The following is a 13,322-nucleotide window of genomic DNA, read 5'->3' as shown; positions in this document are numbered from 1 at the left end:
CTGCTTGTAGGCGGTCCTGAGGTCCCGTCAACGTTTGGCGGGGGCCTCAACACCCGTCGCGTTCAACACAGGCGGCGGCAGGCGCTCCCCTTCGATGTGGATCGCCTGCAATGCGGCGTTCAGCTCTGCAAGTTCGGCATCGGTAAACGAAACGGACGCCGCTGCGACGTTCTGCTGGAGATGCACGATGTTGGTGGTTCCAGGAATCGGCACGATCCATGGCTTGACGGTACACAGCCAGGCCAGCGCCAGCTGCGCCGGTGTCACGCTCTTGCGCAGCGCCCATTCCTGGACCAGTCGGGCCAGCACGATGTTTTGGGCCAGCGCCTCTGACGCAAAGCGCGGAACCGCTGCACGGAAGTCGCCTTCTCCGAAGTGCGTGCGGGCATTGACCATGCCGGCAAGGAACCCCATACCGAGCGGGCTCCACGGCACGAAGCCGATGCCCAGCTCTTCGCACAGGGGCAGCACGCTGGTTTCAGGTCCGCGCCACAACATCGAGAACTCGTTCTGGATGGCCGCAACAGGATGAACCGCATGCGCGCGGCGGATCGTCTGCAAACCGGGCTCGGACAAGCCGTAGTGCAGCACCTTGCCCTCCGCAGCCAGGTCCTTCATCGTCCCCGCGACGTCTTCGATGGGCACGTTCGGGTCGACGCGGTGCTGGTACAGGAGATCGATACGGTCCGTCCGCAGCCGTCGCAACTGCGCTTCGACGACCTTGCGGATATGTTCGGGCCGGCTGTTGGTACTGCCGCGACGCTCGCCGGTGTCCGGATCGACGTCGAAACCGAATTTGGTCGCCACCACGACCTTGTCCCGGACGCCCTGAAGGGCCTCGCCGAGCAGCGCTTCCGAGAAGAACGGACCATAGACCTCGGCGGTATCGAACAACGTCACGCCGAGGTCGACCGCGCGGCGGATCAGCGCGATGCCGGCAGCCCGGTCGGTGCTGCTGGAATACAGGTCATTCGCCACATCGGTGCCCTTCCCCGGGTTCCACTGGACACCCAGGCCGATGGGGAAGACTTCGATGGGCCCCAGGCGGCGCCGGGCAACAGGGGCGGTGCTGGCCGTGCTGGCCGGGGCGGTTCCCTGGCTGCCTGCCTGTCTGTCGCCTGCGGCGTTGCCGCATGCAGACAACAGCAGCGGCGCAAGGCCCGCCACTGCCGCGCCCAACAGCATCTGGCGACGCTGGGTATCGGGTATATCGGACGGACGATTCATCGCACTCTCTCCATGTTGATCGGGAATGGGCTGCAGCAACCAAGCCGTCGGGTCAGAGGCCCGTCATTTTCAGAGCGCCCTCGGGCAGGCGCTCGCCTACAACGTCCAGCGCCGATAGTCCGGCGTTGATGGTGGCAAGCTCGGCGTCGCTCAGCGAAACCTCCACCGCGCCCAGGTTTTCTTCGAGGCGATGCAACTTGGTGGTCCCCGGAATCGGCACGATCCACGGCCGCTGTGCGAGCAACCACGCCAGTGCCACCTGCGCTGGCGTAGCGCCCTTGGCGGTTGCGACGGCGGACACCACATCGACCAGTGCAAGGTTCGCCTTGCGGGCCTCCGGCGAGAAACGCGGCACCATGTTCCGGAAGTCACTGGGATCGAACGTAGTGTGTTCGTCGATCTTGCCGGTAAGGAATCCAGCACCCAGTGGGCTGAACGGAACAAAGCCAATCTGGAGTTCCTCCAGCACACCCAGCAGCTCATGCTCCGGGCCGCGCCAGAACATCGAATACTCGCTCTGCACCGCGGTGACCGGCTGCACCGCATGCGCGCGGCGAATGGTGTCGACACCCGCTTCAGACAGGCCGAAGTGTTTGACCTTGCCTTCGGCAATGAGATCCCTGACCGCACCGGCGACGTCCTCGATGGGCACGTTGGGATCAACGCGATGTTGATAGAACAGGTCGATACGATCAGTGCGCAAGCGTTTGAGACTTGCCTCCGCTACCGCCTTGATGTGTTCCGGTCGGCTGTTGGTGCCCCCACTGCGCTGTTTTGTAGCAGGGTCGAGATCGAAGCCGAACTTGGTGGCGATCACCACCTGGTCGCGGACGGGCTCAAGGGCCCGGCCGACCAGCTCTTCATTCGCGAAGGGGCCGTAGACCTCGGCCGTATCGAACAGGGTTACGCCGCGCTCAACCGCCGCACGGATCAGCCCGATCATCTCCACCGGGTCGGCCGCCGGCCCGTAGTTGGCACTCATGCCCATGCAGCCCAGGCCCAATGCAGAGACCTCCAGTCCCTGTCCCAGCTTGCGCATTTTCATACCAGTGTCCTCGCATCATCGACTGCGTTGCAGCCACTGGTTTACACGCTCCATCGTCTGGCGCTCCTGGTCGGCCTGCATCAGGAACTCCTTCTGCAGGTTCGCTTCGGGCGCCATGCGGGCGACCACTGCCCTGCTGCTGCCCAGGCCATAGCCCCCATGGGTGACGAAGGGAATAAGGGTCTTGCCAGAAAGATCGTGGCGGGAAAGAAATGATCGGATCACCGGTGGCGCGGTTTCTCCCCAGATGGGGAACCCCAGGTAGACCGTCTCGTAGCTGCGGATCGTGGCGATCGTGGCTTCAAGGGCGGGCTCGATGCCGCGGTCCCGTTCCTGGCGTGCCTGCTCTACCGTGGCCAGGTACTCGTCCGGGTACGGCACGGCCGGCTGGATCTCGAACAGATCTGCACCGAAGGCACGTTGGATCAGCCCCGCTACGACACGGGTGTTACCCGACCGCGAGAAGTACGCCACCAATGTCGCCGAGCCGTTCATCCGGTTCTCCGGCGCTTCGCCACCGGCAGGCACTGCGCCACCCAAGGGCAGGCTTGCCAGCGCGGCGACGACTGCCCTGCGTGAAGGGTCTTGGGGAACCGCCATGAACAGACTCCTCTAGCGATCGATCAGCTGTTGCGCGGCGGGCGAATAGCGCGCGCCGCTGATGGTGACCTGGCCCAGCGCGGTTGCGATGCGCTCCAGATCCCCTGTCGTCAAGGTCACGTTGTCAGCGGCGAGGTTCTCTTCCAGCCGGTGCAGCTTGGTGGTGCCGGGAATGGGCACGATCCACGGCCGCTGCGCCAGCAGCCACGCCAACGCCATCTGCGCGGGCGTGACGCCCTTCTGCGTGGCCAGCTCGGCCAGCAGCTCCAGCAGCGCCTGATTCGCGCCCAACGCTTCAGAAGAAAAGCGCGGCACCGAACTGCGGAAGTCATCGCTGCCGAACGTGGTCCCGGCACCGATGGCGCCGGTGAGGAATCCTTTGCCCAAGGGACTGAACGGCACGAAGCCAATGCCCAGTTCTTCCAGCAACGGCAGCACGTCCTGCTCCGGTTCCCGCCACCACAACGAATACTCGCTCTGGAGTGCCGTCACCGGCTGCACCGCATGCGCACGGCGAATGGACGCAACGCCGGCTTCGGAAAGACCGAAGTGACGGACCTTGCCTTCGGCGATGAGCTCTTTCACCGTCCCTGCTACGTCTTCCATGGGGACGGCAGGGTCTACCCGATGCTGGTAGAACAGATCGATGACGTCGGTACCCAATCGCTTCAGCGCTGCGTCCGCCACTTCGCGGATCCGCTGGGGCCGGCTGTCCGGTCCCTGCGTGGGATCGCCGTTCTTGAATCCAAACTTGGTCGCGATGACCACCTGGTTCCGGAACGGCGCTACTGCTTCACCCAGCAGGATTTCGTTGTCGCCCCGCGCATAGGCTTCGGCGGTGTCGAAGAAGGTGACCCCGCGCTCGAACGCGGCGCGGATGAGCTCAACGCCGTGGCGCTTGTCGACCGCCGGGCCATAGCCGTGGCTCAAGCCCATGCAGCCGAAGCCAAGCGCCGAAACTTCAAGTCCGGCTTGTCCAAGTACACGCTTTTTCATGTTGCCCTCGCCATCTGTTCGGCTGTTGGAAACCAATGTAGGCCTCCTCGGACGCCGCCACTAGATGGCATAATCGAATATGGTTCATACCGTGAACGCATGAATGATCACCGAGAACTATGACCAGCTGGCACTGTTCGCCCTCGTGGCCCGGGAGCGCAGCTTTACCCGCGCTGCCGCCAAGCTCGGTATGTCGCAGCCCGCGTTGAGCCGCGTCATCCGGCAACTGGAAGAGCGCCTGGGCGTGCGCCTGCTGGCGCGCACCACGCGCAGCGTTTCGCCCACCGAAGCCGGGGAACGCCTGCTGCGCGTCGTGGCGCCGCGCTTCGAGGAGATAAATACGGAGCTGGCCCTGCTCAGCGCCTATCGGGACAAGCCCGCGGGCAAGGTCCGCATTACCGCCGGCGAGCACGCGGCGGTGACCGTGCTGCGTCCCGCACTGGCCCGTCTGCTGCCCGACAACCCGGACCTGCATATCGAGATCATCGTCGACTACGGACTGACCGACATCGTGGCCGAAGGGTATGACGCCGGCGTCCGCCTGGGCGAGCAGCTGGCCAAGGACATGATCGCGGTGCGGGTCGGGCCGGACCTGCGCATGGCCGTGGTGGGATCACCCCCCTACTTCAAGGGTCGACCGCGCCCGAAGACACCGCGCGACCTGATGCAGCACAACTGCATCACCATCCGGCTTCCGACCTACGGTGGCATCTATGCGTGGGAATTCGAGAAGAAAGGCGAAGAACTGAAGGTCCGGGTCGAAGGCCAGCTGGTGTTCAACAACATCGCCATGCGACTGGATGCTGCGTTGAATGGACTGGGCCTGGCCTACATGCCGGAGGACCTGGTGCTGGAGCACATCGCGAGCGGACGACTGGTCCGGGTGCTGGCGGACTGGTGCCCGCCCTTCCCCGGTTATCACCTGTACTACCCCAGCCGGCGGCAGACGTCACCGGCGTTCACGTTGGTTCGAGACGCCTTGCGCCACGACCCGTGAGGTCATCCGGAAGCGTTCTGGGCAAGATGCCAATCGATCGCGGCATCCACCCGCTGGCCTGCTTCGGACATGCCGGCGTCGTCGAGCGACCCTGCCAACCGACGCAGCTGCTCGACCTCCAGGCCCACGCGAAGACTCGCGGCGATGTGCGAGCGCAGCTGGGCCGTAACGTCCGGCATCGTGGAAAGGATTCCCACGGTCGCCAGTTCGCGGTCCTGCCAGCTAAGCGTGTCGCGCTCGAAGATCGCGCCGAACAGGTACGCCTGCAGGTAGTCATTGATCACGGGTGCGAACTGGAAGACCGGTCCATCGACGGGCCGCCCGGATATGCGTGTCTGGTTCTCACGCCCGATCCGCTGAAGTTCGGCGCCTTGGGCAAGTGGGCCGGTTGGATTCGGACCCGCCAGGTCATGCGCGCCTTGTTGCCTGCGCGCGTCCACCACGTTCATCAGCTCACCCAGGGCATTCAAGCTGCGCGGGAAACCGGCATAGGCATACAGCTGGACCAGGACCTCCTTGGCCTCGCTTACTGAAAGGCCGGCATTCAGGCCTTGATTCATGGCATGGCGCAGTCGAACCGGGTCGCCGCTCGCGGCAGCGGCGCCGATCACGGGAATGGACCTGCGCTTTGGTGACAGCACCGAATCCGCTTGAACCGACGGCGCCGTGGCAGGCGCATGACGCTCATACTCTTCCTGGCTCACCTTCTCCAGCCACTGCACGCTCTTGCCGTCAACGACGCCGGTAACGGCAAGATGAGTCATGGCAGTGCCAGGACCGGCGCCATGCCAATGTTTCACGCCCGGCGGGCACACGACCACGTCACCCTCGCGGATGACCTTGATGGGCTTGCCCCATTCCTGCGTCAAGCCCGTTCCCGCGGTTACGACCAGCCGCTGCCCGGCCGGGTGGGTGTGCCACGCCGAACGCGCTCCGGGCTCGAACGTCACGTAGGCCCCGGATGCGGAAATCGCCGGCTCCGCCCCGAACAAGGGATCCACGCGAACGCGCCCGGTGAAGTTTTCCGGTGCGCCATACACGGCCGCCTGCGTTCCTGCAGGCGTCACCCGTTGCCTTGCGTGTTCGTCGGGGCTGGCCGCTGCGTCGCCGGCAAAGGCCAGGACGGAGGTACTGATCCAAGCCAGAAAAGGAAATTTCATGCCGTCGCTCCGTGGCTCAACGATCCAGCGCCTTCTTCTTCAGGAAGTCGCCCACCAGATCCGCGATCTCGATATTGTTCATGTCGGAAAACAGGAAATGGCTGTTGCCGCGGATTCCCACATCCGGCAGGTGGACCAGCGTTACATCTCCGCCTTGCCGATTGACGGCATCGCGCCACAGCCGGGCCATTTCCAGCCGCGCGCGCCAGCTGTCCAAGGCAGGCAGGTGGACCGGCGTTTCAGGAATGTTGTCGCCGTACAGGACCAGGATCGGGATCCGGGTCAATGCCTTGAATGCCTCGGGCGACACCTCGGTGGCCGAAACAGTGTCGAACGCACTGGGAATCGGCGCCGGCGCATCGCCCTTTGCGAAGACGAAGCTGCTGCCTGGCTCGAACGCGACGATCGCGCGTACATTCGGGCTCTTGGTCGCCGTCATCCATCCCGGCCCACCTGCCTGTGAGTGAGTGAACAGGATCGCCGGACCGGTCTTCTGCAGCAGGGCCGCCACGCCATCAGAGAGCACCTGCACATCGAACGGACCGGTGTTGGGCGTCATCGAGCGGAAGAACTGATCAAGGGCCTCCTCGCCGCCGGGGAACTGGCTGTCCTTGAAGCGATTCGGCCAGAAACCGATGCGGAACTGATTGAACCACATCTGCTCATCGGGAACCGGCTTCACTGTCGCTTCGATCATGCTGCGGCCAGCCTTCCCCCGACGGGGTTGGTCGATCAGGTACGTCGTGAAGTGGCGGCGGAGAAACAGGTTCTGGAAGCCTTCGCGGCCGTCTGCGGTGGTCTCCCAACTCTTGGACGACTGACCCGCACCGTGCCACATGATGATCGGAAGGGGCTTGGCGCCCACCGGAACCTGGTAGAAGGCGTAGACGTGATCGCCGTGATAGGTCTGCCCGTCCGGCTTGGTCGGCGTGAGCGGATCGAAGGCGCCTGCCTGGGTGTGCACCGCTCCCCCGGCGATGACGCTGCCTTGTGATTCGATCTGAAGGGGATCGCGTGCGGATGCCATTGCCATCGGTACGAGCGCGGTGGAAGCGAGCAGAACGGTGGCAACGCGAACGCGCAGAGGCAGTACGGTTGGCTTCATGGCGCACCCAGTCACGATAAGAATGGGCAACGTACGTCAGGCCGGGTGATAGAAAAAGTGCAATAGTGGAATATCACTAATGCTGTGCTGATATATATCCAGACAAGAGAAGGCCCTTGGTCAGCCCATTGGATCCGAATCGGCAAGACCGGATCGGCCAATGACAATCCGCTGCGCGTTCAACGGTTCAGGCTTGGATAGGCCATGGAACGACTCGCCAAGGTCCAGCTCTCCAAGGTTGCAGGAGTCACGCTCGGTTTGGAGAGGACGCATGTTCATAACGCTTTTCCACGTGGACGGCACAAAAAAGGCCCTTGCAATGCAAGGGCCTTTTGATTCGCTTCGATCAGAACGGAATGTCGTCGTCTGCGAAGTCGTCCATCGGCGGAGCCGACTGCTGCGGCTGCTGCGGGCGCTGCTGCTGGCCGTAGCCACCACCGCTGCCACCGCCGCGCTGACCACCGCCACCGCCGCCACCGCCGTACTCCTGGCGCGGGGCCTGCTGGCGCTGCGGACGGTCACCGCCGTAGTTGCCGCCACCGCCACCACCGCCGCCGCCTTCACCGCGGCCGCCGAGCATCTGCATTTCGTCGGCGATGATGTCGGTGGAGTACTTCTCCACGCCGTCCTGGCCGGTGTACTTGTCGTAACGCAGGCTGCCTTCGACGTAGACCGAGCTGCCCTTGCGCAGGTATTCACCGGCGATTTCACCGAGCTTGCCGAAGAAGACAACGCGGTGCCATTCGGTGCGCTCCTGCTGGTTGCCATCCTTGTCCTTGCGGACGCTGGTGGTGGCCAGGCTGATGCGGGTGATCGCCATGCCGCCTTGGGTGTACTTCACGTCCGGGTCGTTGCCGAGGTTGCCGACCAGGATGACTTTATTGATGCCGCGCGCCATAGGGTGCTCTTCGGTTGTCCGAGGGATGACTGAACGACGCATTCTATCACCGCCGTGCGCCCGGGCCCTGTCGGGGATGCCCCTGCTGATCCTCCGATTTCGGCCCGACCCTTATAGGACAAGGCCTACAAGGCGCCACCGCCCGGGCCCGGCATGGCCATGGCATCATGGCTTCCGTCGTCCAAGCCCTGCCTTCCATGACCATCCGCGGCAAAGCCACCTCCCTGGACATCGCCCACCTGGCCGGGGTGTCCCAGCCGACCGTGTCGCGGGCGCTGCGGGGCAGCCCGATGGTCAACCCGGAGACCCGGGAGCGGATCCTGCGGATCGCCCGGGAGCTGAATTACAAGGTGGACAAGAACGCCTCCAGCCTGCGCCTGCGCAATGCCGGCACGCTGGCCCTGCTGTTCTTCGAAGACCCGACCAACGACGATTCGCTGATCAACCCGTTCTTCCACGCCATGCTGGGCTCGATCACCCGTGCCTGCGCGCTGCGCGGCTATGACCTGCTGGTGTCGTTCCAGCAGCTGTCCACCGACTGGCAGGCCGATTACGAGGACAGCAACAAGGCCGACGGCATCATCCTGCTCGGCTATGGCGACTACCACGAGTCGCGCGAGCGGCTGCAGCGTCTGGTCGAACAGGGCACCCACTTCGTGCGCTGGGGCGCGGCGCTGCCGGACCAGCCCGGGGTGTCGATCGGCTGCGACAACTTCCAGGGTGGCTTCGACATCACCGCCCACCTGCTGGACCAGGGTTGCCGGCGCATCGCGTTTGTCGGCCACGCCTCCAGCCATTACCCCGAGTTCGAGGAGCGCTATCGGGGGCACGTGGCGGCACTCACCGCGCGCGGGATGGTGGCGGATCCAGGATTGCAGTTCGATGCGATCACCACCGAGCAATCGGGATATGAAGCCTGCCAGGCGCTCCTGACGCAGGGTGGCGGAATGGATGCGGTGTTCGCTGCGAGCGATCTGATCGCGATCGGCGCCATGCGCGCCCTGCGCGAACACGGCCTGCGAGTTCCGCAGGACGTGGCGCTGGTGGGGTTCGATGACATTCCGCTCGCGGCGTCGGTCTCGCCGACCTTGTCTACCGTGCAGCAGGACACCAAGCAGGCGGGGCAGCTGCTGGTGGAGCGGTTGCTGACGCTGATCCAGGGCGACCCGGTGGAAAGTCAGAGCATTCCAGTGAAACTGGTGCTGCGCGAGTCGTCTATCCGGCTGTCGCCAGCGCTCCCCGAACCGCGTCGCTGAACGCCTCCAGCGGAAAGGGTTTGGCGATCATGCTCATCCCTTCGTCCAGGAACGCGGCGCGCTCCTGCGCCTTCTCGGCGTAGCCGGTCATGAACAGCACCGGCAACTCAGGGCGGGACTGTCGGGCGATCTCGGCCAGCTGGCGCCCGTTGAGGCCCGGCAGTCCGACGTCGGTGACCAGCAGGTCGATCCTGCGGGACGAGGACAGGATCGGGAGGGCGCCGTCGGCATCGCCCACCACCTGCACCGCGTAGCCCAGGTCCTCCAGCACCACGGTCACCAGCATGCGCACCTGCGGGTCGTCCTCGACCACCAGGATCGACTGGCCGTCGCCCTTGGCAACCGGGGATGACACCTGGGCGGCGGTCTCGTCGGCCGCTTCGTCCACCAGTGGGATGAACAGCGAGATAGTGGTGCCCTGCCCCGTCTCCGAGGCAATGTCGATATGTCCGCCAGACTGCTGCATGAAGCCATACACCATCGACATGCCCAGGCCGGTGCCCTTTCCGATCGGCTTGGTGGTGAAGAACGGCTCGAAGGCGCGCTCGATCACTTCCGGTGGCATGCCGGTACCGGTGTCGGACACCGCCACCACGGCGTAGTGGCCGGCCGGCACGGTGGCACGCTCGCCTTCGGCCAGGTGCAATGGAAACGCGCGCAGCACCAGTTCGCCGCCGTTGGGCATGGCGTCGCGCGCGTTGATGGCCAGGTTCAGCAGCGCGCTTTCGAACTGGTTGCTGTCCAGCGTGGCGTGCAGCGGCGCGGTGGCGACTTCGGTGCGGATGCGCACGCTTTCGCCAAGCGAGCTGCGCAGCAGCGGCTGCATCGCATCGACCAGCGCGTTGACCTCGACCGGGCGTGCGTCCAGCGACTGCCGCCGGGAAAACGCCAGCAGTCGTTGGGTGAGCGCGGCCGCGCGCTGGCTGGATGTGGTGGCTGCGTCCAGGAAGCGTTCCAGGTCGTTCACCCGTCCCATCTCCACCCGCATGCGGATGATGTCCAGGGCCGAGAGGATGCCGGTCAACATGTTGTTGAAGTCGTGGGCGATGCCGCCGGTGAGCTGCCCGATGGCTTCCATCTTCTGCGACTGGCGCAGCGCGGCCTCGCTGGCTTCGCGCGCGGCCATCTGTGCTTCCAGCTCACGGGTGCGCTCGGCCACCAGCGTTTCCAGCTCCAGCGCGTGCTGAACGCTGGCCTCGAGCGCCTGTTTCGCCGCCGTGATATCGGTCACGAATACGTGGAAACCGTCCACGGTTCCATCCGTTGCCCGGCGCGGCGAGTAGCGCACCTCGCAGTCGCGGCGGCGCCCGTCCCGGGTGGGCCAGCTCACTTCAAACACGCGTTCCTCGCCGGCCAGCACCCGCTGCATGATCGGCTGCCGCTCTTCCCACACCCGCGTGCCCACGACATCGCCGATGTGCCTGCCGATCACCTCGCCCACCGGCAGGTCGAACCACGTCTCGTAGGCCTTGTTGGCGAAGCGGTAGTGCATGCTGCGATCGACAAAGGCGATCAGCACCGGCATCGCATCGGCGATCAGGCGCAGCTCCGACTCGCTGCGCGCCAGCGCGCTGCGGCTGTCGGCCAGCGCGCGCATCTGGTCGCGCACCAGGAACTGCTTCTGGCGTGCGCGCAGCGCGCCCTGCACGGCGCTCAGCAGCGAAATACCGCCCAGCGGGCGGTCAAGCTCGACCACGTTGATGGTCTGCGGCAGCAGGATCGGCAACGGTGACCGCCGATGCGCGCGCGGCGAACGCAGCAGGATTACCGGCAGGTCGGACCAGCTGGGTTGGTCTTCCAACGCCGCCAGCAGCGCATCGGTACCGGTCGCCAATGCCTCTTCGGTGATCAGGACCACGCCAGCCTGGTCGTCCAGGGCCGCCGCCAGGTCTTCCAGGCTGCCCGCATCGCGTGTGCTCAGGCCGGCGGCATCCAGCACCGAGGCCATGCTGGCCGCATCGCGCCCGAACGGCGCGACGATATGCACCACGCCACCGCGACAGTCATCCCGCATAGGGGTGACTCAGCAGCGAGGCCGAGTCGCCGACGAACTCCGGAGTGCCGGTGAGGATGCCCTTGAACTCCTTCAACGGGCCGCTCAGGGCGATGCCCTGGCGGTTGATCTTGAGCTCGCGGATGGTGTCTTCATGGGCGCCTCCGCGGTTCTTGATCACCGAAACGGCCTTGCGGATGCGTCCCTGCGCTTCGAAGAAGCGGAACAGGACGACCGCATCGGCGATGTAGGACACGTTGAGGTTGCCGGTGGACATGGTGCCCACCAGCCCGTGCTGGGGGTTGACCAGGAACGTGGCCACGCCCTTCTGGTTGAGGTAGGACAACATCTCATGCAGCTGCAGCATCAGTTGCTTTTCCTGCGGCATGGCGGCGACGTAGCCGTTGAGGCTGTCGATCACCAGTACGCTGCAGCCTCGTTCCTCCACGGCCTTCTGTACGTTCCAGGAGAATTCGCCCGGTGAGATCTCGGCAGGGTCGATCTGCATGATTTCCAGGCGTCCGCTGGCGATATGCGGCTCCAGGTCGATGCCCAGCGCCTTGGCGCGGGCAAGCAGCGTGCCCACGCGCTCATCGAACTCGAAGATGCAGCACTTTTCGCCGCGCGTGCAGGCAGCCCAGACGTACTGCAGGGCCAGATTGGTCTTGCCGCTGCCGGCCGGGCCGGTCAGCAGCGTGCTGGTGCCTCGCAGCGGGCCGCCGCCCAGCAGGTTGTCGACCTCCGTGATGCCGCTCGCCAGCGTTGCCTCGGCAAAGTCCGCATGATGATCGGATGCGATCAGGCGCGGGAACACTTCCAGGCCGCCGGTGCGGATCGCGATGTCGTGGTAGCCGGCGATGAAGTTGACGCCACGCAGCTTCTGCACCTGCAGCCGGCGTCGGGCGGGACCGAAATCCAGGGTCAGCCGCTCCAGCGAGATTACACCGTGGCACAGGCTGTGCAACTGGCCGTCGCGATCATCCGCGCCCGACGTCAGGTCGTCGACGAGGATCACGGTGGCGCTCTGCGGAGCGAAATACTGCTTGAGTGCAAGGATCTGGCGTCGGTAGCGCAGTGAGTCCTGGGCCAGCAGCCGCAGCTCGGACAGTGAATCGAAGACCACCCGGCTGGGCCGGATCCGGTCCACCTCGGCCTGGATCAGGTTGACCGTTTCATCCAGCTCCACTTCCCAGGAGTGCAGCACCGACTGCAGGCGGCCATTGCCCAGCGCATCCTCGGCCGAACCCAGTTCGAACAGGTGCAGGCCGTCCAGCGACCAGCCGTGCGCACTGGCAACCTCACGCAGTTCCTCTGCGGTTTCCGAGAGGGTGATGTACAGGCAACGCTCGCCCTGCTTCAGCCCCTGCAGCAGGAACTGCAGCGACAACGTGGTCTTGCCCGAGCCCGGTGGCCCTTCCAGCAGGTACAACCTTCCCTGCGGCAGGCCACCGCCGATGACGGTATCGAGGCCCAGCACTCCGGTAGTGACACGCGAAGACTGTGTCTGCATATGAGTCCACCCTGTTTGACGGGGGGAGTCTAGCAACGGGTTCTGTGTAGGATTTGTGTGATCGCAGGCTCTACGAGCCGTCACGCTGCGACCATGTTCATGCAGGTCAAAGCGATGTGGACGGGCACACTGCAGTGCCTGCTCAGGCGAAATCCTTGAGGATTTCCTGGATGCCCTGCCAGGACAGCTCAAGGCCGAGTGACGTGCCCGGGTTGACCACTACGCCGTAGCCCCCCGGTACGCGCTTGAGCACCTCGATCATGCGCATGCGGATCATATGCGGGGCTTCCTGCGGGTAATCACCGACGCGTACCTCATCGGTGAACACCGCCACGTGCATGACGCTGTTGATGGCAAACAGCAGCGGATCGAAACCGCTGCCATCGACGGTGACCAGGCTGCCGGTGAGCAGCACCACGTCCGAGGCCAGGAAGGCTTTCATGAAGGCCGGGACCGGTACCTGCCCGTCCATGGCGGACTTGAGCAGGGTTTCGAGCGGATTCTGGGGGGCGAGATCGGTCATCTCGCCATTTTA

At 64.9% G+C, this 13,322-nt stretch carries 12 protein-coding genes and 1 pseudogene; 2 read left to right on the top strand and 11 right to left on the bottom strand.

Annotation, left to right across the window (positions count from 1 at the left end; all coding sequences use genetic code 11):
- Positions 1-27: 27 nt before the first annotated feature.
- The 4 genes from PDM28_RS05480 to PDM28_RS05465 are packed head-to-tail and all read right to left on the bottom strand — an operon-like array spanning position 28 to position 3,868.
- Positions 28-1,227 carry an aldo/keto reductase gene (locus PDM28_RS05480; RefSeq protein ID WP_311184079.1) on the bottom strand — a complete coding sequence of 400 codons (1,200 nt, stop codon included), beginning with the start codon at positions 1,225-1,227 and terminating at the stop codon, positions 28-30.
- 52 nt (positions 1,228-1,279) lie between these two features.
- Positions 1,280-2,272 (bottom strand): aldo/keto reductase, encoded by a 993-nt coding sequence (locus PDM28_RS05475; protein ID WP_311184077.1) that lies wholly within the window; start codon positions 2,270-2,272, stop codon positions 1,280-1,282.
- A 15-nt stretch (positions 2,273-2,287) separates the two neighbouring features.
- Entirely contained in the window at positions 2,288-2,872 is a 585-nt protein-coding gene (locus PDM28_RS05470) for a flavodoxin (protein ID WP_311184075.1), read from the bottom strand.
- A gap of 12 nt (positions 2,873-2,884) precedes the next feature.
- Positions 2,885-3,868 (bottom strand): aldo/keto reductase, encoded by a 984-nt coding sequence (locus PDM28_RS05465; RefSeq protein ID WP_311184074.1) that lies wholly within the window; start codon positions 3,866-3,868, stop codon positions 2,885-2,887.
- Positions 3,869-3,971: 103 nt separating this feature from the next.
- Here PDM28_RS05465 and PDM28_RS05460 point away from each other — a divergent pair, with 103 nt between their 5' ends.
- The gene (locus PDM28_RS05460) at positions 3,972-4,865 is read left to right on the top strand and encodes a LysR family transcriptional regulator (RefSeq protein WP_311184073.1); all 894 of its coding nucleotides are present in this window, start codon (positions 3,972-3,974) and stop codon (positions 4,863-4,865) included.
- Positions 4,866-4,867: 2 nt separating this feature from the next.
- Here PDM28_RS05460 and PDM28_RS05455 read toward each other — a convergent pair whose 3' ends face one another.
- From PDM28_RS05455 to PDM28_RS05440, 4 genes and pseudogenes are all read right to left on the bottom strand, one after another.
- On the bottom strand, positions 4,868-5,506 hold the full coding sequence (locus PDM28_RS05455) for a carboxymuconolactone decarboxylase family protein (RefSeq protein ID WP_311184645.1): 639 nt from the start codon (positions 5,504-5,506) through the stop codon (positions 4,868-4,870).
- Between the two features lie 45 nt (positions 5,507-5,551).
- A pseudogene (locus PDM28_RS05450) lies at positions 5,552-6,025 on the bottom strand ((R)-mandelonitrile lyase); the annotation flags it as partial.
- A gap of 16 nt (positions 6,026-6,041) precedes the next feature.
- Positions 6,042-7,130 (bottom strand): alpha/beta hydrolase, encoded by a 1,089-nt coding sequence (locus PDM28_RS05445; RefSeq protein WP_311184072.1) that lies wholly within the window; start codon positions 7,128-7,130, stop codon positions 6,042-6,044.
- A 346-nt stretch (positions 7,131-7,476) separates the two neighbouring features.
- Positions 7,477-8,028 (bottom strand): single-stranded DNA-binding protein, encoded by a 552-nt coding sequence (locus PDM28_RS05440; protein WP_311184071.1) that lies wholly within the window; start codon positions 8,026-8,028, stop codon positions 7,477-7,479.
- A gap of 197 nt (positions 8,029-8,225) precedes the next feature.
- Here PDM28_RS05440 and PDM28_RS05435 point away from each other — a divergent pair, with 197 nt between their 5' ends.
- The gene (locus PDM28_RS05435) at positions 8,226-9,284 is read left to right on the top strand and encodes a LacI family DNA-binding transcriptional regulator (protein ID WP_172448041.1); all 1,059 of its coding nucleotides are present in this window, start codon (positions 8,226-8,228) and stop codon (positions 9,282-9,284) included.
- On the opposite strand, the gene PDM28_RS05430 is transcribed toward PDM28_RS05435, so the two are convergent.
- From PDM28_RS05430 to PDM28_RS05420, 3 genes are all read right to left on the bottom strand, one after another.
- Positions 9,244-11,298 (bottom strand): PAS domain-containing protein, encoded by a 2,055-nt coding sequence (locus PDM28_RS05430; RefSeq protein WP_311184070.1) that lies wholly within the window; start codon positions 11,296-11,298, stop codon positions 9,244-9,246. The two genes, PDM28_RS05435 and PDM28_RS05430, sit on opposite strands and share 41 nt — an antisense overlap.
- On the bottom strand, positions 11,288-12,787 hold the full coding sequence (locus PDM28_RS05425; RefSeq protein ID WP_311184069.1) for a DUF7125 family protein: 1,500 nt from the start codon (positions 12,785-12,787) through the stop codon (positions 11,288-11,290). Before PDM28_RS05425 ends, PDM28_RS05430 begins: the two co-directional genes overlap by 11 nt.
- Before the next feature lie 142 nt (positions 12,788-12,929).
- Positions 12,930-13,310 carry an SseB family protein gene (locus tag PDM28_RS05420; protein ID WP_311184068.1) on the bottom strand — a complete coding sequence of 127 codons (381 nt, stop codon included), beginning with the start codon at positions 13,308-13,310 and terminating at the stop codon, positions 12,930-12,932.
- Between the last annotated feature and the right edge of the window lie 12 nt (positions 13,311-13,322).

This window comes from Stenotrophomonas aracearum (genome assembly GCF_031834615.1).
GTDB classification, from domain to species: domain Bacteria; phylum Pseudomonadota; class Gammaproteobacteria; order Xanthomonadales; family Xanthomonadaceae; genus Stenotrophomonas; species Stenotrophomonas aracearum.
Note: the sequence above shows the minus strand (reverse complement) of the source record. Positions and strands in the feature narration are given on the sequence as shown.

What these genes read in the sequence shown, in the direction of transcription:
- PDM28_RS05425 (WP_311184069.1), bottom strand. Translation starts at nt 12,787, where the DNA reads ATGCAGACACAGTCTTCGCGTGTCACTACCGGAGTGCTGGGCCTCGAT.
- PDM28_RS05430 (WP_311184070.1), bottom strand. Translation starts at nt 11,298, where the DNA reads ATGCGGGATGACTGTCGCGGTGGCGTGGTGCATATCGTCGCGCCGTTC.
- PDM28_RS05435 (WP_172448041.1), top strand. Translation starts at nt 8,226, where the DNA reads ATGACCATCCGCGGCAAAGCCACCTCCCTGGACATCGCCCACCTGGCC.
- PDM28_RS05475 (WP_311184077.1), bottom strand. Translation starts at nt 2,272, where the DNA reads ATGAAAATGCGCAAGCTGGGACAGGGACTGGAGGTCTCTGCATTGGGC.
- PDM28_RS05440 (WP_311184071.1), bottom strand. Translation starts at nt 8,028, where the DNA reads ATGGCGCGCGGCATCAATAAAGTCATCCTGGTCGGCAACCTCGGCAAC.
- PDM28_RS05480 (WP_311184079.1), bottom strand. Translation starts at nt 1,227, where the DNA reads ATGAATCGTCCGTCCGATATACCCGATACCCAGCGTCGCCAGATGCTG.
- PDM28_RS05465 (WP_311184074.1), bottom strand. Translation starts at nt 3,868, where the DNA reads ATGAAAAAGCGTGTACTTGGACAAGCCGGACTTGAAGTTTCGGCGCTT.
- PDM28_RS05420 (WP_311184068.1), bottom strand. Translation starts at nt 13,310, where the DNA reads ATGACCGATCTCGCCCCCCAGAATCCGCTCGAAACCCTGCTCAAGTCC.
- PDM28_RS05445 (WP_311184072.1), bottom strand. Translation starts at nt 7,130, where the DNA reads ATGAAGCCAACCGTACTGCCTCTGCGCGTTCGCGTTGCCACCGTTCTG.
- PDM28_RS05470 (WP_311184075.1), bottom strand. Translation starts at nt 2,872, where the DNA reads ATGGCGGTTCCCCAAGACCCTTCACGCAGGGCAGTCGTCGCCGCGCTG.
- PDM28_RS05460 (WP_311184073.1), top strand. Translation starts at nt 3,972, where the DNA reads ATGATCACCGAGAACTATGACCAGCTGGCACTGTTCGCCCTCGTGGCC.